16 protein-coding genes are annotated in these 18813 nt (G+C 69.3%); 11 read left to right on the top strand and 5 right to left on the bottom strand.

Annotation, left to right across the window (positions count from 1 at the left end):
- Positions 1 to 8: 8 nt before the first annotated feature.
- On the bottom strand, positions 9 to 1103 hold the full coding sequence (locus ASC87_RS07170; protein ID WP_056658838.1) for a saccharopine dehydrogenase family protein: 1095 nt from the start codon (positions 1101 to 1103) through the stop codon (positions 9 to 11).
- Positions 1104 to 1255: 152 nt separating this feature from the next.
- Between ASC87_RS07170 and ASC87_RS07165 the strand changes: the two genes are divergently transcribed.
- On the top strand, positions 1256 to 1711 hold the full coding sequence (locus ASC87_RS07165) for an Lrp/AsnC family transcriptional regulator (protein WP_056658835.1): 456 nt from the start codon (positions 1256 to 1258) through the stop codon (positions 1709 to 1711).
- Positions 1712 to 1714: 3 nt separating this feature from the next.
- On the opposite strand, the gene ASC87_RS07160 is transcribed toward ASC87_RS07165, so the two are convergent.
- A complete protein-coding gene (locus ASC87_RS07160; RefSeq protein WP_056658832.1) occupies positions 1715 to 2605 on the bottom strand; it encodes a CHAD domain-containing protein in 891 nt (296 codons plus the stop codon).
- A 6-nt stretch (positions 2606 to 2611) separates the two neighbouring features.
- Positions 2612 to 4087 (bottom strand): patatin-like phospholipase family protein, encoded by a 1476-nt coding sequence (locus ASC87_RS07155; RefSeq protein ID WP_056658829.1) that lies wholly within the window; start codon positions 4085 to 4087, stop codon positions 2612 to 2614.
- A gap of 189 nt (positions 4088 to 4276) precedes the next feature.
- Between ASC87_RS07155 and ASC87_RS07150 the strand changes: the two genes are divergently transcribed.
- The 8 genes from ASC87_RS07150 to treF all read left to right on the top strand — a co-directional run bounded on the left by ASC87_RS07150 (position 4277) and on the right by treF (position 14914).
- Entirely contained in the window at positions 4277 to 5539 is a 1263-nt protein-coding gene (locus tag ASC87_RS07150) for a carbohydrate porin (RefSeq protein ID WP_056658825.1), read from the top strand.
- A gap of 112 nt (positions 5540 to 5651) precedes the next feature.
- Positions 5652 to 6410 carry a winged helix-turn-helix domain-containing protein gene (locus ASC87_RS07145; protein WP_056658822.1) on the top strand — a complete coding sequence of 253 codons (759 nt, stop codon included), beginning with the start codon at positions 5652 to 5654 and terminating at the stop codon, positions 6408 to 6410.
- A gap of 1 nt (position 6411) precedes the next feature.
- Positions 6412 to 9009, top strand: a complete 2598-nt coding sequence (locus ASC87_RS07140) for an ATP-binding protein (protein ID WP_157603881.1) — start codon at positions 6412 to 6414, stop codon at positions 9007 to 9009.
- 175 nt (positions 9010 to 9184) lie between these two features.
- Positions 9185 to 10450 (top strand): ABC transporter substrate-binding protein, encoded by a 1266-nt coding sequence (locus tag ASC87_RS07135; RefSeq protein ID WP_056658818.1) that lies wholly within the window; start codon positions 9185 to 9187, stop codon positions 10448 to 10450.
- The gene (locus ASC87_RS07130; RefSeq protein WP_056658815.1) at positions 10450 to 11400 is read left to right on the top strand and encodes a carbohydrate ABC transporter permease; all 951 of its coding nucleotides are present in this window, start codon (positions 10450 to 10452) and stop codon (positions 11398 to 11400) included. The genes ASC87_RS07135 and ASC87_RS07130 overlap by 1 nt, the downstream gene beginning before the upstream one ends.
- Positions 11397 to 12227 (top strand): carbohydrate ABC transporter permease, encoded by an 831-nt coding sequence (locus ASC87_RS07125; protein ID WP_056658811.1) that lies wholly within the window; start codon positions 11397 to 11399, stop codon positions 12225 to 12227. Before ASC87_RS07130 ends, ASC87_RS07125 begins: the two co-directional genes overlap by 4 nt.
- Before the next feature lie 12 nt (positions 12228 to 12239).
- Positions 12240 to 13379 (top strand): ABC transporter ATP-binding protein, encoded by a 1140-nt coding sequence (locus ASC87_RS07120; RefSeq protein WP_056658809.1) that lies wholly within the window; start codon positions 12240 to 12242, stop codon positions 13377 to 13379.
- Positions 13376 to 14914 carry an alpha,alpha-trehalase TreF gene (treF, locus tag ASC87_RS07115; protein WP_082568455.1) on the top strand — a complete coding sequence of 513 codons (1539 nt, stop codon included), beginning with the start codon at positions 13376 to 13378 and terminating at the stop codon, positions 14912 to 14914. Before ASC87_RS07120 ends, treF begins: the two co-directional genes overlap by 4 nt.
- A gap of 6 nt (positions 14915 to 14920) precedes the next feature.
- Here the strand turns inward: treF and ASC87_RS07110 are convergent, their stop codons facing one another.
- Positions 14921 to 15796 carry a LysR family transcriptional regulator gene (locus tag ASC87_RS07110; protein ID WP_056658803.1) on the bottom strand — a complete coding sequence of 292 codons (876 nt, stop codon included), beginning with the start codon at positions 15794 to 15796 and terminating at the stop codon, positions 14921 to 14923.
- 105 nt (positions 15797 to 15901) lie between these two features.
- On the opposite strand from ASC87_RS07110, the gene ASC87_RS07105 reads away from it, so the two are divergent.
- Both ASC87_RS07105 and ASC87_RS07100 read left to right on the top strand, forming a co-directional pair.
- A complete protein-coding gene (locus ASC87_RS07105) occupies positions 15902 to 16837 on the top strand; it encodes an NADP-dependent oxidoreductase (protein WP_056658800.1) in 936 nt (311 codons plus the stop codon).
- A gap of 31 nt (positions 16838 to 16868) precedes the next feature.
- The gene (locus tag ASC87_RS07100) at positions 16869 to 17738 is read left to right on the top strand and encodes an NmrA/HSCARG family protein (RefSeq protein WP_056658797.1); all 870 of its coding nucleotides are present in this window, start codon (positions 16869 to 16871) and stop codon (positions 17736 to 17738) included.
- Between the two features lie 80 nt (positions 17739 to 17818).
- Here the strand turns inward: ASC87_RS07100 and ASC87_RS07095 are convergent, their stop codons facing one another.
- Positions 17819 to 18781, bottom strand: a complete 963-nt coding sequence (locus tag ASC87_RS07095) for a GGDEF domain-containing protein (protein ID WP_162255137.1) — start codon at positions 18779 to 18781, stop codon at positions 17819 to 17821.
- Positions 18782 to 18813: the final 32 nt, after the last annotated feature.

Here is an 18813-nt window from a genome sequence, read left to right as displayed (position 1 = left end):
CTCCCGGGTCAGGCAATGGATTCGACTTGGCGCGACTGCTGGTACGCCTGCCCGAAGCGGTTCGCCAGGAACGCCGGCAGTGCCACCTGCTCCTGCCGGATGAAACCGCGCTGCGGCAGCGCACCTTCGCGGAACAGGTCCAGCACCGCACACAGGCCGGCCGCGGTGGTGATCTGGATGGCCGACAGCGGCCGGGCGTCGATGCGGTCGGCAAAGACCTTGCGGGCGAACACCTCCTGCACGAGCGTGCCCTGGCGCAGGCCGCTGACGGTGACGAACACGAGCACCACGTCCTGCATGGTGCTCGGCACCGCCTTGCGCAGGATGCGCTTGAGTGTTTCCGGATCGTCTTTCAACTGCAGTTCCTCCAGCAGCATCTTCACGAGGTCGCGGTGGCCGGGGTAACGCACCGACTTGTAGTCGAGCGTTCGCACGCGGCCGGCGAGGGTGGCGCACAAGGTGCCCAGGCCCCCGGACGTATTGAACGCCTCGTACTCGACGCCGTCGAGCGAGAAATGCTCCAGCCCTTCGAGCGGCAGCATCTCGAGTGTCTCGCCGTCGCGGATGGCCTCGCACGGGTGGCAGTACTCGTTGATGAGCCCGTCCACGCTCCACGTCAGGTTGTACTTCAGTGCGTTGGTGGGGAAGGCGGGCAGGGCGCCCACGCGCATCTTCACGTCGTGCACCGTGTCGAACGACTGCGTGAGGTGGTGGGCCACGATGCCCACGAACCCCGGGGCAAGGCCGCACTGCGGCATGAACGCGGTGGCTGCGCCGTCGGCCAGGTGCTGGATGGCGCGGGTGGCGGCCACGTCCTCGGTCAGGTCGAAGTAGTGGCAGCCGGCTTCGCGCGCCTGCGTGGCAGCGAGCGTGGCCAGGTGGTATGGCAGCGCGTTCACGAGCGTGTCGTGGCCGCGCACCGCTGCCAGCAACGCGCGCGCGTCCGATGTGTCGGCCACCTGCGTGCGCACGCGCGCCCCGTCCAGCCGGGCCAGCGCGTGGGCGCTCTGGTCCACCACGGTGACCTCGTAGTCGCCGCTTTCGCTCAGCAGCCGGGCGATTGTCTGCCCGATGTGTCCCGCACCCAGTAGCGCCACCCGCATGTCGTTCTCCTGTTGGTTGTTCAGGAAAAGTCTAGGGAGGATGGCAGACGAAAGGTAGCGTGAGTTCGTCGTCCATGACTGGCTTTCTGACGAAATGACTGTACGAGGCGTACGATTCGTCGAAACACCGCCACTGGAACTGAAGGTTCACCATGCCCACGCCTTTGCCCGCCGTGAAAGACCAGCTCGACCGCGACCTGCTGGCCCTGCTGCAGGCCAACGCCCGCGAGAGCACGGCCAACCTGGCCCGCAAGCTCGGGGTGGCGCGCACCACGGTGCTCGCGCGCCTGACACGGCTCGAACGCGACGGTGTGATCGTGGGCTACACCGTGCGCCTCGGGCAGGACGTGACCGACCGCGGCGTCAGCGCGTACGTGGGCATCACCATCAGCCCCAAGGCCGCGCGCGACGTGACGCGCCGGCTGGCCCGTTTCCCCGAGCTGCGGCAGCTGTGTTCGGTCAGCGGCGAATTCGACTACCTGGCATTGCTGCGCGCCGAATCGACGGTGCGGCTCGATGCGCTGCTCGACGAGATCGGGGAGATCGACGGGGTGACCAAGACCACCACGTCGGTGGTGCTGGCGGTGAGGACGGACCGGACGGGGTGAGCGTCACCTCGGTGCCGGCTTGCCTCGCCAGAACGGCCGTGCCTTCGCTGCCTGTTTCAGCACCTGTTTCGCGGCAGGTACCGATGCGGCCTGTCGTGCCGTGAGCCAACCTACCGCGAACCAGGCGCGGGGCTCCGCCTGCGCGAGGTCGCGCAGCAACGCTAGCGCCGTGGCCTCGTCGTTCCGCGCCCCGAGGCAGTCCTGCGCGGGCTTGAGCGCGGCCAGGTACCGCTTCGCGCGCTTCGGCCGGAACAGGGGCGCTGCGAATTCGGCGAGGTAGCGAAAGCGCTTCAGGCGCTTGCGCATGCGGTGCTGCTGCGCGGTGGACATCGTGGCGAAACGTTTCGTGTCCTTGACCAGGCGCCGGTGCAACCGGTCGAGCCGGTCACGCAGGGCGGTGACGGGGGAACCGTCGAACGCCGGGGTGGGCGCCGGGTGGGTGGTGAACGCGATCAGCGCGAGCAGGGTGCGCTGGAACGCTTCCGAATGAACGAGTTCGCCCGGTGAGGGGCCGGCGGGCTGCCGCGGTGGCTGCGGCGTGAATGGCGACCCGGCCGCGGCCAGCGCCGCAGCGGTGGGCCCGGCCAGCACGTCACGGTCGCGTTGCGCGCCGAGTGCGCGGAACACGTCGGCGAGCGGTGCCTCCCATCCGGGGTCGAGGTCCGCGTTCAGTTCGACCATCTCCCGAAGCACCGTGCGCAGCCGCCGCAGGCCCACGCGCAGCTGGTGCACGTGTTCGGGGCCGGTGCTGCCGCGGGCCAGGTCAGCCGCGTTGGGGAGGATCTGCGCGAGGCACGCCGCCACCGCCGCCTGCACGAAGGTGCATGAGCCCGTGCGGGCCGAGAGGGCCGCAGGGGGTGTGCTCAGCGCGCTCGGTACCCGGTACGTGGCCATGGGGGGTCAACGGCGCTCGTCTGCCGCGTTGGTCGCCGCTTTGGCAGCGTTGTCTGCGTCGAGTTGGCGCAGCATTTCCCGCAACTTCTTCGATTCCCGCAACAGGCGGCCACCCAGGTCGCGCAGGCGGTCCACGGCGTCTTCGGGCAGGCTGAAGCTCGTGGGCAGGTTCATGAAGTAGTCGCGTTCGGCCTCGTCGGCGATGGCGTCGAAGCTGATGTCGATGGTGTCGAACGTGAGCCGGTGCACCGAGTCTTCCGCCGCCGCCTGGGACAACCCCGCCAGCCGGGCCTCGGCCACCAGCAGCTTGCGCCGGTTGGCCCAGCGTTCGGCGATGTCCTTCAGCAGCTCCACCGATTCGTACGAAAAGTGGTCGATCGGCACGCTCGACGATTGCAGCAGTTCGGCCACGAGGCCCGGCGGCGAGGGGCTGCGGTCCCAGTTGGTGCTGGGCGCGGACCGCGAGTTCACCGCGAGCACGATGATGTGCTGCAGCGACTGGATGTTCACGGACTCCTGGAACTTCGGGCTCGCCTCCAGTTCCTCGAACGCCTCCAGCATGCCGCGCAGGCCCAGGTTGTCGGAGACGCCGCCATCGACGACGTGGATGTACGGACGACGCTCGCTGTTCTCGAGCGCGAGGATGTCGCGGTAACGCAGGAGCGCGCGGCCGGCGGGGCGCTCGGGGTTGTCGGTGCGGGCCACGTCCTGCACCCACGCGGGGTACTGGGCGTTGCAGCGGCCGCCGTAGTTGCGGTAGGTCACGGGGGTCAGCACCACCGGCACCGCGGACGACGTGGCCGCGGCGCGGGCCAGCCGCACCTTGCCGAGGTCGGAGCACATCAGGTCGAAGTGGTCCTGCGTGAACTCGAAACGGGCGCCGGTGGACAGGTCGGTGCCGGTGACCACGGCGATGGGGGTGTCCTGGCGCATCAGGTCGTCGAAGGTGGCGCCCTGGAACAGGATCTCGTCGTAGTAGTCGGCCGCCAGTTCGGACCGGCCGTAGTCCGCGCTGGCCAGCTTGCCCCATGAGCGCGGGCTCAGCGCGCGGCGAAGCAGGTCGCCCTGCACATCGCGCTTGAGGAAACGCGGCTCGAACTCGGTGAACAGGCGGTCGCCGAGCAGCGCGTACGACAGGGCCGTGAAGCTGCCGCCCGACACCCCGGTGATCAGGTCCACCTCCTCGATGGCGGGGTGGGTGACGCCGTTCGTGGTGATCTGCATCCGCCGCAGTTCCTCCAGCACGCCGTACGACAGCGCCGCGGCCCGGGTGCCACCGCCCGAGAAGGCGAGCAGCACGAGGGTGTGCGGGTCGTTGCGGCGCTGGGTGACCGGTTTCAAGAGCCGCGTGGTGCGGTAGCCGGTGTCGGGGTCCGCGCGGTCGATGGGCGGGTTGACCGGGGCCATCCCGGTGCAGGCCGCCAGCAGCAGCGGGACGAGGGCGGTCAGCAGCCGGCGTGAGGCGGTCGGAATCGGGGTCATGGTGGGACTATGCCGCAAGTCCCGCGCCCGGAGCCGGCACGGCGGGGCGACCCGGCCGTCACATTTGAAATGTGGCCCGCGGGCACGCCGTCATCGTTGAAATCTCGTTGCGGGGACCCCGCCCTAGAGTGGCGCCGCCTCCAGGCCTGGCGCCCCGCCGGGCCGGCATTTCACAGCGACGGAGATGAGATGATGTCCAACAGCCCATTGCGGCTGGCCACCGCGGCCGCCACCCTGCTCGTGCCCCTCTGGGCGTTTGCCCAGCGCCAGACCCTGGAGTCGGGCGGCTACTTCCGGGCCGGCCCCGGTGCCACCAAGAAGGACGCCTCCCGCGCCTGCTACGGCCTCAGTGGGGCTGGCCTCAAGTACCGCCTCGGCAACGAGTGCGACTTCTACGGCGAGTTCCTGTTCTCGACGAAGATGAAGGCCGACACGGTCGACTACGCGATCAACGTGATGCCCAAGCTCTACAACGGCGGCACCGACTCGGGCAGCTCGAAGCTCGAGATGCAGCAGATGTTCGTCGAGGGCAAGGGGTTCGACGTGGCGCCCGACGTGAAGTTCTGGGCCGGCAAGCGGTTCTACCGCCGTGCCGACGTGCACATCGTGGACACCCACTACATCGACCTGAGCGGCGTGGGCGCGGGCGCGTCGGACATCCGGGTGGGCCCGGGCCACCTCGCGCTGGGCTGGTTCCGAAACGACGGCGGCGACCTGGCCAACCCCGTGCTGGTGGACGACGACAACGACCCGCTGACCCCGCCGGTGCGGCCCGGTACCCGCCACGGCACACGGTTCAACGTGGACTATGCCGACCTGCCGGTGAATCCGGGTGGCACCCTGCGGCTGCTGGGAACATTCGTGCGAAGCGACGGTGACGACGGTGCGGGTGGGCGCAACGGGCTCGGCTTTTCGGCCGTGCACGAGCAGGCCAGGCTGTTCGGCACCGACCTGACGAACCAGGTGTGGCTGCAGCACGCCCGCGGTTCCGCGGGGCTCAACGGGAACTTCGGCACGCCCACCGCCACGTCCGGCGTGCGCAGCACGCGCCTGATCGACAGCATCGTGTGGCAGCAGGGCGGGTTCGGTGGCCAGGCGCAGGTGATGTTCCAGACCGACCGGGACGAGGCTGGTGTGAAGGTGGACTCGGGGACGGTGGGTGGCCGCGTGTCGTATGCGCTGACACGCCACTTCAAGCTGGTGAGCGAGGCAGGGTACTCGCAGCGCAAGGCCGATGGCGGTGCCACGCAGAAGCTCGCGAAGTTCACGCTGGCGCCCACGCTGAGCACCGGTCCCGGCTTCTGGAACCGGCCCGAGTTGCGGCTGTATGTCACCACGGCCAAGTGGAACGACGCGGCCAACGCGGCCGCCGGCACCGGCGGCGTGACCGGCATCGGCGACAACGCGACGAAGGGCACGAGCTACGGTGCCCAGGTGGAGGTGTGGTGGTGAGCCCGGTGCGTCAAGGGTAAACACGAGGCCGGCGGTGGCGCGGCCGGGCCATCCGCCGCGCCTAAACTGGCACCGTTTCCAACCTTGTTGGCCTCCTTTCCCGACTCCCGCCATGGACCCCCTTCGGCAACACATCCTCGTCGTGGACGATGACCCGGACCAGCTCTCCACGATGTGCGAGCTGCTCCGCGGTGGCGGTTTCGACGCCGAGGGCGTGCCCAACGGGGCCCGCATGCGCGACGCGCTGGCCCGCGGGCCGTGCGACCTGGTGCTGCTCGACCTGCGCCTGCAGTCCGAGGATGGCATGTCCATCGCCCGGGAACTCCGGCGCACGTCGTCGTTGCCCATCGTGATGGTGAGCGGCGCCAGCGACGACCTCGACCGCATCCTGTTGCTCGAACTGGCGGCCGACGATTTCATCACCAAGCCGTTCATCCCGCGCGAGCTGCTGGCCCGCGTGCGGGCGGTGCTGCGGCGCACACGGGTGCTGGTGGAGTCGGCCGCGGCCGAGCCGTCCTCCCCGCCGCCTCCGCCACCACCCCCCGCGGCCGGCCCGGTGCTGCGTTTCGGCACGTGGGAGTTGCGGCTTGGCGCGCGTGAGCTGGTGGACCAACGGGGCATCCCGTGCGAGTTGACCCAGGGCGAGTTTCGCCTGCTCGAGGCGCTGATGAAACAACCTCATCGCGTGTGGACGCGCGACCAGCTGATCGAACAGACCCGCAGCCTCGAGGCCGAGGTGTTCGACCGCACGATCGACGTGCTGATCCTTCGTCTGCGCCGCAAGATCGAACCGAACCCGAAACACCCGCAGTACATCTGCACCGAGCGCGGGCTGGGTTACGTCTTCGCCGCCAAGGTCACGCCGGGCTGACATGACCGGCTTGTCCGCGCGGGCAATGCGGTGGCTCGTGCCCTGGTCGCCGCACCGCGTGCGCACGCGGCTGATCGCGGCGTTCCTGCTGCTGTTCCTCGCGGCGCTGTCGCTGAGCGTGGTGGGCTGGTACGGGATGCGCAGCACGCAGCGTGCGCTGGCCGGTGTCGAGGAAGACGTGCTGCCCGGCATCGCCCACGCGCTGGAACTGGCGGAGCGCACCGCGCAGCTCGCGGCCATCGCACCCCACCTGGCGGACGCCCGCACGCCCGAGACGCTGCGGCTGCGCACCGGCGTGGTCGACACGTTGCTGGGCGAGGTGCGGCGCCTGTCCTCGGGGCTTCGCCCGGCCGGCGACGTGCAGGCCGCCGTGGGCCGCCTTGTCGAAGGGGTGGGGCAGGAACTGCCGCTGCTCGTGGCGCTGACGCAGCAGCGGCAGGCGCTGCAGGCGGCGATGCAGCGGCGGGTGTCCGAGCTGGACCAGGTGGGGGCCCACCTGCGGGCCGCGTCCACCGGGGCGGTGGCCACGGACCCGGCCATCCTCGCGCTGTGGTCGAGCCTGGTGCTCGGCGCCACCACCACGTCGAACGCCCAGCTCGGTGAACTGGAGGCGGACGTGGAGGCCCTGCTGCTGGCCGCGCGCCGCCGCAATGCGGTGGGGCTGCCGGGGCCGGGCCTCGAAGAGGTCGCGACCGGGCCCGAGAGCCTGCTGACCCTGCGCCGACAGCTGACCGAACTCGACAACCGCACCGCGTACCTCATCGCGTCCACCCGCACGAACGCCGACCAGCTGAGCGAGGAGGTGGCCCGCCACGTGGCCACGCTGCGCGAGACGGCCGCGAACCGGGGCCAAAGCGTGCGCAGCGCGCTGCGGTTCGGTGAAACGGGCATGCTGCTGCTGGCCCTCGTGTCACTGGCCATCGCCGCTGGCGCGGCGCGATACGTGTGGCGGTTCGTGGGGCAGCTCGAGAAGGTCACCGGCACGATGTCGCGTCTCGCGCAGGGCGACACCACCCCGGCCACCCCGGCCGTGGCGCGGCGCGACGAACTGGGTGCACTGGCCCGCACGTTCGCGGTGTTCCGGGCCGCCTTGCTCGACCTGAAGGTGCAGCGCGAACGGCTCGATGCGGTGCACGGCAGCATGACCGATGCGCTGGCGGTGTTCGACGAACGCGGCCGCCTCACGCTGTGGAACCCGCAGCTGCCGGCGATGATCGGCGGGCCGGAGACCATCCATGCCGGCATGAGCCAGCAGGAGCTGCACGCGGGCTTCCCGGCGGGCACCACCTGGGTGGCACCCGGGCACACCGGCGTGCGTGGGCTGAACGGCCGCGCGGTCATCGACTTCTCGGTGTACGACCACGTGGAGCTGCAGGTGCCGGGCTCGCCGGTCTATGACCTGCGCAGCCGCGCGATGCCCGACGGCGGCCACGTGTACCTCATCACCGACGTCACCGCCCGCCGCGCCATCCAGACGCAGGCCCAGCACGCGCAACGCCTCGAACTGCTGGGGCAGCTGACGGGGGGTGTGGCCCACGACTTCAACAACCACCTCGGCACCATCCTCGGCACGCTGATGCTGATCGACGAGGGGGCCGGCCTGGTGGGCGAACACGACGTGCGCCTGCAGCGTGCGTTGCGTGCCACCGGCCGCGCGGCCGCACTCACCCGGCGGCTGCTCGCGTTCGCGAGCCGCCAGGTGCTGCAGGCCGAACGGGTGCCGGTGGACGAGATGCTGGAAGAGATGAGCGACCTCATCGAGTACAGCGCGGGGCCGCAGGTGTCCACCGCGTTCACGCTGGGCGGTGGCGCGACGCAGGTGCACGTGGACCGCGGCCAGCTCGAAAACGCCGTGCTGAACCTCGTCATCAACAGCGCCGCGGCCATGCCCCATGGCGGGCGCCTCACGGTCACCACGCACAGGGTGCCTGACGGGGTGGAGATCGAAGTCGGTGACTCGGGCAGCGGCATCCCGGCGCACCTGCTGCCGCGTGTGTTCGAGCCGTTTTTCAGCACCAAGACGCCGAAGGACGGGAGCGGGCTCGGGCTGTCCATCGTCTACGGTTTCGTGAAGCAGTCGGGCGGGCGCATCGCCATTGACAGCGAGGAGGGGGCGGGCACCCGGGTCACGCTCGGGTTTCCCGTGCTCGCGGATGCGGCCGAAGTGCGGCGGGCGCTGCCACTGGCTGCGCCCGCCGGCCGCGGCGAACCGGCGTTCCGTCCCAGCGTGCTGCTGGTGGATGACGACGAAGCCTTCCGCCACACCGTGGGCGAACTGCTCGGTGCTGCCGGCGCCGATGTGGTGATGGCCGAGTCGGCCGAAGCGGCGCTGGTGCGGCTCCAGTCGGGGCCGCTTCCCGACGCGGTGCTGTCGGACGTCCGGCTGGGGCCGGGGCTCGACGGCATTCGCTTCGGCCGGGCGGTGCAGGCCCGATGGCCGGGGCTGCACGTGACGCTGATGTCGGGCCTGACCGTCGAAATGCTGGACGAGGAAGGGGCCGAATGGCCCTGGCCCTTTCTCCAGAAGCCATTCGGGAAGAATGTGCTGCGGCCGTGGTTGGCCGAACGGTTTGCCGTCGGGGATTTCCCGAGGGCGTGAGCGCCGGGCGGACCATCATTTCATTTGTTTCATCCGCGGCGCGCGACCGGGCAATGCTTGAAATCGCCGGTTCACCGGCGTGGCGTCTGATGCGGATCCGGTGCTTGGCGAGGCGAAAAGCTTTCGCCGTCCGGCACGACGTTTGCCAATGAAGACATCTGCCAAAGGAGACCCCATGACACGCTTGAATTCGATCGGCCTCGCGGCCGCGCTGTTGTTCGCCGGCGCCGCGCAGGCGGCCACCCTGAAGGTCTCGTGCAGCGGCCTCGGCCAGGAGCTTGCGTTGTGCAAGTCCGCGGCGGAGGCCTGGGCTGGCAAGACCGGCAACCAGGTGGAGGTGGTCTCCACGCCCAACGATGGCAGCGAACGGCTCGCGCTGTACCAGCAGGTGCTCAGCGCCGGCTCGGACAAGATCGACGTGTTCCAGATCGACGTGGTTTGGCCCGGCCTGCTGGCGAACCACCTGGTGGACCTGACACCGTACGCGAAGGGCGCCGAGAAGAACCACTTCGAGAGCATGATCGCCAACAACACGGTGCGCGGCAAACTCGTGGCGATGCCTTGGTTCACGAACGCCGGCCTGCTGTTCTACCGCAAGGACCTGCTCGAGAAACATGGCCAGAAGGTGCCCGTCACGTGGGACGACCTCACCGCGTCGGCCACCAGGATCCAGGCGGCCGAGCGCCAGGCGGGCAACGACAAGATGTGGGGCTACGTGTGGCAGGGCCGCGCGTACGAAGGCCTCACCTGCGACGCGTTCGAGTGGGTCGCGAGCTTCGGTGGCGGCTCCATCGTCGACCCGTCCGGCAAGGTCACCATCAACAACCCGGCGGCCGTGAAGGCGCTGCAGACCGCTGCCGCCTGGGTGGGCACGATCTCGCCGAAGGCCGTGCTCAACTACGGCGAGGAAGAGGCCCGCGGGGTGTTCCAGGCCGGCAACGCCGTCTACATGCGCAACTGGCCCTACGCCTGGTCGCTGGGGCAGGGGGCCGACAGCCCCGTCAAGGGCAAGATCGGCGTGGCCGTGTTGCCCAAGGGCGGGCCCGATGGGCGCCACGCGGCCACCCTGGGCGGCGAACTGCTGGCGGTGTCGAAGTATTCCAGGAACGCAGCGCTTGCGGCCGACCTGGTGCTGTACATGACCAGCGCCGCCGTGCAGAAGGAGCGCGCGCTGAAGGCCTCGTACAACCCCACCATCGGCGCCCTGTACAAGGACCCCGACATCGTGGCCGCCAACCCGTTCATGGGTGAGCTGTACGGCACGTTCACCAGCGCGGTGGGCCGTCCGGCCACGGTGACGGCGTCGCGCTACAACCAGGTCAGCAACGAGTTCTGGAACGCCGCGCACGACGTGCTGTCGGGCCGGGCCAAGGCGCCTGACGCCCTCAAGCGCCTGGACACCACGCTCAACCGCCTGGGCCGGGGTGGCAAGTGGGAGTGATGTCCGCGGCCGAGACGGCCACGCCACCGCCGGCCACGTCGCGCGGGGGCACCGCGCCGCTGTCGCGCCAGCGTGTGCGCACGGCGTGGTGGCTGCTCGCGCCCATGCTCGTGGTGCTGGCCATGGTGGCCGGCTGGCCGCTCGGGCGCACCATCTGGTTCAGCTTCACCGACGCCAACCTGTCCGACCTGTCGGCCTGGCGGTTCATCGGCCTCGACAACTACGTGGGCGAGTACGGTGTGCTGATGGACCGCGAGTGGTGGAACGCGGTGGGCAACACGCTGCAGTTCGCGGTGCTGTCGGTGACGCTGGAGACGGCGCTCGGGCTCGGGGTGGCGCTGCTGCTGAACCATCCGTCGCGCCTGCGCACCCTGCTGCGCGCCACGCTGCTCGTGCCGTGGGCCATCCCCACGGTGGTATCGGCCCGCATGTGGAGCTGGATGTTGCATGACCAGTTCGGTGTGGTGAACCACTACCTCCTGGCGCTCGGGGCCCTCTCCGCACCGCTCGCGTTCACGGCCGACCCCGACTTGTCGCTGCTCACGGTGGTGATGGTGGATGTGTGGAAGACCACGCCATTCATGGCGCTGCTGATCCTGGCCGCATTGCAGCTGGTGCCGCCGGACTGCTACGAGGCCGCCAACGTGGACGGGGTGCCGGCCTGGCGGGTGTTTCGCAGCGTCACGCTGCCGCTGATCATGCCCGGCGTGGCCGTGGCGATGATCTTCCGCCTGCTCGACGCGCTGCGTGTGTTCGACCTGATCTACGTCATGACGTCCAACAGCCGCAGTTCCAAGAGCATGTCGCTCTACGTGCGCGAGCAGCTGATCGACTTCCAGCAGGTGGGCTACGGCTCGGCCGCGGCCACCCTGCTGTTCCTCGTGATCGCGATCACCACCGGGGTGTACCTCGCGGTGACCCGGTCCGGTGCCAACGGAGCCTCGTCATGAAACCATCCGCCGCGGTGCGGGTCACCCACGCCACGCTGTCGCTGGTGTTCATGGTGGTGTCGCTGTTCCCGTTCCTGTACGCCATCTCCACGTCGTTCAAGCAGGGCTCGGCGCTGTTCGTGCCCGATCTGTGGCCGAACGCGGCCACGCTCGACAACTACCGCGCGCTGTTCCGCGACCAGCCGTTCGGGCTCAACCTGATGAACTCGGCGGTGGTGGCGGCCGGCACCGTGGCGCTGTCGCTCGGGCTCAGCCTGCTCGCGGCCTGGTCGCTCGGGCGCGTGGCGTTTCGAGGCCGCGGGCTGCTGCTGATGACGATCCTCGCCGTGTCGATGTTCCCGCAGGTGGCGGTGCTGTCGGGCATGTACGAGCTGGTGCGTTTCCTCGGGCTGTACGACCACCTGGGCGCGCTGTGGATCTCGCACCTCGTCATCACGCTGCCGTTCACCGTGTGGGTGCTCGTCACGTTCATGAAGCAGCTGCCAAAGGAGCTGGAGGAGGCCGCGGCCATGGACGGGCTGGGCGTGTTCACGGTGATCTTCCGCATCTTCCTGCCACTGCTGTGGCCGGCGTTGGTGGCCACCGGGCTGCTGGCGTTCATCGCGTCGTGGAACGAGTTCCTGTTCGCGCTCACGTTCACGCTGTCCACCGGGCAACGCACCGTGCCCGTCGCCATCACGCTGATCTCGGGGGCCTCGGGCTTCGAACTGCCGTGGGGGTCGATCATGGCGGCGTCGGTCATCGTGACGCTGCCGCTCGTGGTCCTCGTTGTCTATTTCCAGCGCCGCATCGTGTCGGGGCTCACTGCCGGCGCCGTCAAGGGCTGAAGGAACAATTCCATGTCCAAGATCCAGTTGCGGGATGTCAACAAGCACTTTGGCACCACCCATGTCCTGAAGGACATCACCCTTACCGTCGAGCCGGGCGAGTTCTGCGTGTTCATCGGCCCGTCGGGCTGCGGCAAGTCCACGCTGCTGCGGCTGATCGCCGGGCTCGACGACGCGAGCAGCGGCGAGATCGAGATCGACGGGCGGCGGGTCGATGACCTGCCGCCCGCGAAACGCAACGTCGCGATGGTGTTCCAGAGCTACGCGCTGTACCCCCACATGACGGCGTTCGAGAACATGGCCTTCGGCCTGCGGCACCTGAAGCTGCCAGCGGGCGAGATCGACCGCCGGGTGGCCGAGGCCTCGCGCATCCTGCGCCTGGACGAGCTGCTGCAGCGCAAGCCGCGCGACATGTCGGGCGGGCAGCGGCAGCGGGTGGCCATCGGCCGCGCCATCGTGCGCCAGCCGAAGGTGTTCCTGTTCGACGAACCGCTGTCGAACCTCGATGCCTCGCTCAGGGTGAAGACCCGCGTGGAGATCGCGCGCCTGCACCGCGACCTGGGCTCGGCGAGCATGGTGTACGTCACCCACGACCAGGTCGAGGCGATGACCCTCGCGCACAAGATCGTGCTGCTGCGGCCCGACGCCGAACGGCAGGGCCTGCCCAGCATCGCCCAGGTGGGCCACCCGCTCGAGCTGTATCACCGGCCGGCGAACCGGTTCGTGGCCGGTTTCATCGGGTCACCGGCAATGAACTTCCTGCCGGGCACCATCACCCAGGTGACCGACCGCGGGTTGCAGGCGTTGGTGTTGGGTGCATCGGTGTCCGCGCGGGTGCAGGCCGCCGCGGTGCGGCAGGCCTTGCCGGTGGGCGGCGACGTGACCATCGGCATCCGCCCGGAACACGTGGTGCTGGGGCAGGGCGACCGCAACGCCGTGGTCACCCACCTGGAGCACCTGGGTGAACACAGCTACGCGTACCTGCACGCGGGCGACGGCACGGAGGCGTTCATGGCCAAGACACTCGATGCCTCGTTGCGCGTGGGCAGTGCCGTGCCGTTTTCGTTTCCGCCCGAACACGTGCACGTGTTCCTCCCCGACGGCCAGGCGGTGACCCGCCTCGACGGGCCCGCCTTGCGGGTGGCAGCATGAGACACGGTGCCCCCGAGACCCGCCCCGCGGTGGTGCTGTCGCTGGTCGAGAAGTACGGCCGGCTGTTCACGGACGTGCAGATGGAAGACGTGTTCGGCGACGGCAAGGTGTTCGTCGATGCGGTGGCGAGGCAGTCGCCCGCGGTGATCCGCGCGCTGTACGAGGCCGAGGGGCCGTTGACCGGCACCGCGCTGGCCGAGTTCGTGCGCCGGCACTTCGACCTGCCGTGGCAGGCCGGCTCGCACGACTCGGCCGTGCCGTACGACGACGCCATGCACCACGTGGCCACGCTGTGGCCGCAGCTCACGCGCCAGCCGGTGGCCGATGCCGTGTTGCGCGAGACCGACACGCTGCTGCCGCTGCCGCACCCGTACGTGGTGCCCGGCGGGCGGTTCAGCGAGGTGTACTACTGGGACTCGTATTTCACGATGCTGGGCCTCGTGGAGTCCGGCCACGCCGCGCTGGCCGAGGGCATGGTGCTCAACTTCGCCCACCTGATCGACCGCCACGGGCACGTGCCGAATGGCAACCGCACCTACTACCTCAGCCGCTCGCAACCGCCGTTTTTCTTCAAGATGATCGAGTGTGTCGCGGCCGGTGGGACGCCTGCGTACGCACGCTTCCTGCCGCAGCTGAAGGCCGAACACGGCTACTGGATGGCGGGGGAACACCTGCTGGACCCCGGCACCGCGGTGTCGCGTGTGGTGCGCCTGCCCGATGGCCACTTGCTGAACCGGTTCTGGGACGACCGCGACGAACCGCGCGACGAGTCGTACCGGGAAGACGTGCACACCGCGCGCGACAGCGACCGGCCGTACGGCGACGTGTACCGCGACCTGCGCGCCGCCGCCGAAAGCGGGTGGGACTTCAGCAGCCGCTGGTGTGCCGACCCGGACCGGCTGTCATCCATCGAGACCACGGCCATCCTGCCCGTCGACCTGAACAGCCTGCTGCTGGGCCTGGAGGAGGCCATCGCCACCGGTTGCGCGCAGGCGGGCGACACGGCGGGCGAGGCCCTCTACCGGGCGCGTGCCGATGCGCGCCGCGAGGCCCTGCGCACCTACCTGTGGGACAACACCCGCGGCCACCACGTCGACTACCACTGGTTGCGCGGGGTGCCGCGCACGCAGTTGTCGGCGGCCACCGTGGTGCCGCTGTTCCTGGGCCAGGCGTCGCACGACGAGGCGGCGCGGGTGGCCGACGCGGTGGCGTCGCAGCTGCTGATGCGCAACGGCATCGTCACCACCACCGTGTGCTCCGGCCAGCAGTGGGACGTGCCCAACGGCTGGGCCCCGCTGCAGTGGATGGCGGTGGACGGGCTGCGGCGGTACGGACACGACACGCTCGCGCGCGAGATCGGCACACGCTGGATCGGCTGCATCCAGCGCGTGCACCGCGACACCGGACGCCTGCTCGAGAAGTACGACGTGATGGACGACAAGCCGGGGGGCGGGGGCGAGTACCCCACGCAGTGCGGCTTCGGGTGGACCAACGCGGTGCTCGTGAAGCTGAAGAAGCTCTACCCCGATCCCTGAGGTCCTTCAGCCGTTCAGTACGAGGGACGCATCCGGATATTGCGCGCACATGAAGTCGACAAAGGCCCGAACCTTCGGCGCAGGAAGTCGTCGCGATGTATGCAAGACCCAGAGCGCGACCTCCACACCCGAAACCGTGCCCCACTGAACCAGCTCTCCGCGGGTCAGTTGGTTCCACGCGATGGACTGCGGTATCAGGGCAGCGCCGGCGCCGGCGACCGCAGCGTCGCGAATCATCAGGAATGAGGAGAGTCTCAGCCTCGGGATCGGCTCCAGGACCAGGCGCCCGTCGTCGAGCGTCCAGTTCGTGGGTTGGAAGGTTGTGGAAACGATGCCGGGAACGGGGCTGACCTTGCCTGGGGTTGGCACAGGCACGGAGGGTGCAGCCACGACCACGAGCCTGTCCTTGGCGAAGCACCGGCCCACGAGGCTGCTGTCCGGACCTGGATTGATACGGATCGCGGCGTCGAACTGCTCCTCCACGAGGTCGACCAGGCGATCCTCTGCCACCACCTCGCATGTGACGTCCGGGTAAGCCGCGCAGAACCCGGCGGAGATGCGACCCATCGCAAGCTGGGAGAACAGCACCGGAGAAGCGACACGCAAGCGTCCGCGCGGTGCCGACAAGCCCTCGCGAGCGGCGGTCATGGCTTCAATGACCTCGTGCATGGGCCCTTCGGTGCGCTCCATCAGCACCTGGCCGGCTTCCGTGAGCTTGAGCCCGCGGGCGCTGCGCTCGATGAGTCGCACGCCGAGTTGCTCTTCCAGGTCCGCGATGCGCCGGGACAGGGTCGCCTTCGATTTCCCGCTCGCACGGCTTGCCTTTCCCAGGCCGCCATTCGTTGCGACGAGCGCGAGGTCGGCCAATGCGTTCATGTCCATGGTGTTCCGAATTTGAAACAGTATGTCTTCATTTTGGCGTCTTCGTTTTGTCTTTGCAACGACCTATCTTCTCGTCATCGCTACTTCGATACGAGGAAACTGAAAATGAGCGCCACTCAACGCGCTGTCCTGATCCGCGCCTATGGCGGCGCTGCCGCCGCCGAGGTCGCCGATATCGCAAGGCCCGCAGCCGGACCGGGGCAGGTTCTCGTCCGCGTTCGCGCAGCCGGCGTGAACGGCATCGATTGGAAAGTTCGTGAAGGCTACGTCCGGGACGCCTTCCCGCTTCAGCTGCCCGCCGTGCTGGGTATTGAAATGGCGGGTGCCGTGGCGGCGGTCGGCCCCGGCGCCTCGCGCTTTCGCGCAGGCGATCGCGTCATGGGGCCGCTTGGCCGGCTGGGCGCCTATGCCGATTTCGTGACGGTTGACGAAACGAACCTGGTGCTCACGCCGCCAGGCTTGGACGACGTCCATGCGGCCGGCGTTCCCGTGGCGGCCGTAGCCGCCTGGCACAGCTTGCACCACGCGGGTCCGATCACCGCAGGGCAGCGAATCCTGATCCACGGTGCAGCAGGGGGGCTGGGCGGCTATGCCGTGCAGTACGCCAGGCGTGCAGGTGCCGAGGTCTTTGCAACGGCGGCCACCGCGCACCTCGAGTACGTGCGCAGCCTGGGCGCTGACCACGTCATCGACTACCGGACCCAACGCTTCGAGGAGATCGCGCGGGACATCGACCTGGTGGTCGACTACGTCGGCGGCGACGTGCTCGATCGCTCGTGGCAGGTGCTGACGAAGCACGGCGCGATCGTCGGCACGTCCTCGCCCGACATCCTTGCACGCACGCCCCCCGGCCGCCGCGGACTGTGGTTCACGAACAAACCGGACGCGGCCCTGCTGGAACGCCTGGCGGCGGAGATCGCCAAAGGCACGCTGATCTCGAAGCTCAGCGAAGTCGTGGGCTTCGACGGCATCCCCGCGGCCATCGAACGCAATCGCACCGGCCCTCGCATCGGCAAAGTCGTCGCAGACTTTTCGCGCTGATCCATCCCCACCACCACCCCTGGAGATTTCCATGAGCATTCTCGTCACAGGTGCCACCGGCACCATCGGTTCCCTTGTCGTCCAAGGCCTGGCAGGCGCCGGCGCCAAAGTCAGCGCGTTCGTTCGCACACCCGGAAAGCAACGCTTTCCGGCGGGCGCCAAAGAGGTCGTTGGCGACCTGACCGACGTGCCCTCATTGCGCGCGGCACTGTCGTCGGTGCGCACGCTGTTCCTGTTGAATGCCGTCACGCCCGACGAAGTGACGCAAGCCCTCGTCACGCTGAACCTGGCGCGCGAGGCTGGCATCGAGCGCGTCGTCTACCTGTCGGTCATGCACGCGGACAAGTTCACCAACGTGCCGCACTTCACCGGCAAGCACACGGTCGAGCGAATGATCGAGAGCCTCGACATGCCGGCGACCATTCTTCGGCCCGCCTACTTCATGCAGAACGAGCGCATGGTCCAGCAGGTGATCCAGGGCTACGGCGTTTACCCGATGCCGATCGGCTCGGCAGGCGTCGCGATGATCGATGCGCGGGACATCGCGGACGTCGCCGTCGCCGAACTGCTGCGCCGCGACCGCGCGCTCGCACCATCACCGCGCGTGACACTGGAGCTGGTCGGGCCCGAGCTGTTGACCGGGGAGTCGGCGGCCAGGACCTGGCATGCCGCGCTCGGCCGCGAAGTGACCTACGGCGGGAATGACGTGGTGGCCTTCGAACGGCAGATGGCCGGGTCGGCGCCGTCCTGGCTTGCCTACGACATGCGCCTGATGATGGCCGGGATCCAGAAGTTCGGCATGCACGGTGCGGACGGCGCAGCGGATCGCCTGCAGGCCATCCTCGGGCGTCCCCTGCGCAAGTACGCGGACTTCGTCAAGGAGGCCGTTGCCGCGTCGTAGGCGCCATTCGCCGGCTGGCGTCACGACGGAGTCCACCACGCCTTCCGCCGTGATCCGCTCGACAGGAAGAACCAGGGCGGTCAGCCGGCCGCCGCCGCGGCCAATCCGTCGCCATCCGGGCCAAGCGTGCCGAGTGCCGCCTCGGCCGCCTCCAGCAGCGGCAGCAGCTGGTCGCCGTGTTCCGGGAACCACGCGAGGCCCACGCGGACGTCGAGCGGGAGGATCGCCACGCCCACGTTGACCTTGGCCGACAACGCGTGCCGCACCTTGCCCGCCACCGCCATGGCTTCGTCGGCGTGGTTCAGGTCCACGAGCAGCGCGGCAAACTGGCCGCCTTCCAGCCGGACGGCGGTGTCGGTCCTGCGCAGTTCGAAGTGCAGGCGGCTGGCGGTGGCACGCAGCAGGTCGTCGCCGACGCTGCGGCCACGTTCCGCACACAAGGCGTCGAAGCCCACGAGCTCGACCAGCAGCAGCGCGAGCACGGTGCCTTGCCGCGTGGCCCGCTGCAGGGCCATCTCGGCCCGGTCGGCCAGCACCGCGCGGTTCGGCAGCCCGGTGAGGTTGTCGTGGTGGGCGAAGCGCAGCGGTGCGTCGTGGGGCGAGGCAGGTTCCACCGCAACGAACCCCACCACCTCATCGCGGTCGTTGCGCAACGCGCCCATCGCCAGGCGGGTGGGCTGCGGTGAACCGTCCTTGTGGCGCAGCATCCAGGCCGAGTCCTTCGGAGGCAGGCCGCGCAGGAGGCGCACGCCCAGCACCGCGGCGTTCGCGGGCACGGGTTCTCCGAGTTCTTCGAACAGTGCGGCCGCGTGCCGGTCGAGTTCGTCCTGGGTGAGCAGGGTGCCCGCCAGGTCCACGCCATCGAGCTCGCGGGCGGCATACCCGAGCCGGGCCTGGCCCGCCGCGTTGAGCCAGCGCAGCCGGCCATCCAGGTCGAGGCCCATGACAACACCGGCATGGGCGTCGAGCAGCAGGCGCTGCAGGTCGTCGAAGGCCAGCGACACATGAGGCAGCGGATCGAGGGGAGGGGTGTGGGGATCCATCGGCCGAGTGTCGCCCTGGGTAAACGGCATCG

This window comes from Rhizobacter sp. Root1221 (genome assembly GCF_001425785.1).
Lineage (GTDB): Bacteria > Pseudomonadota > Gammaproteobacteria > Burkholderiales > Burkholderiaceae_C > Rhizobacter.
This window is presented reverse-complemented; position numbering and strand designations above follow the sequence as displayed.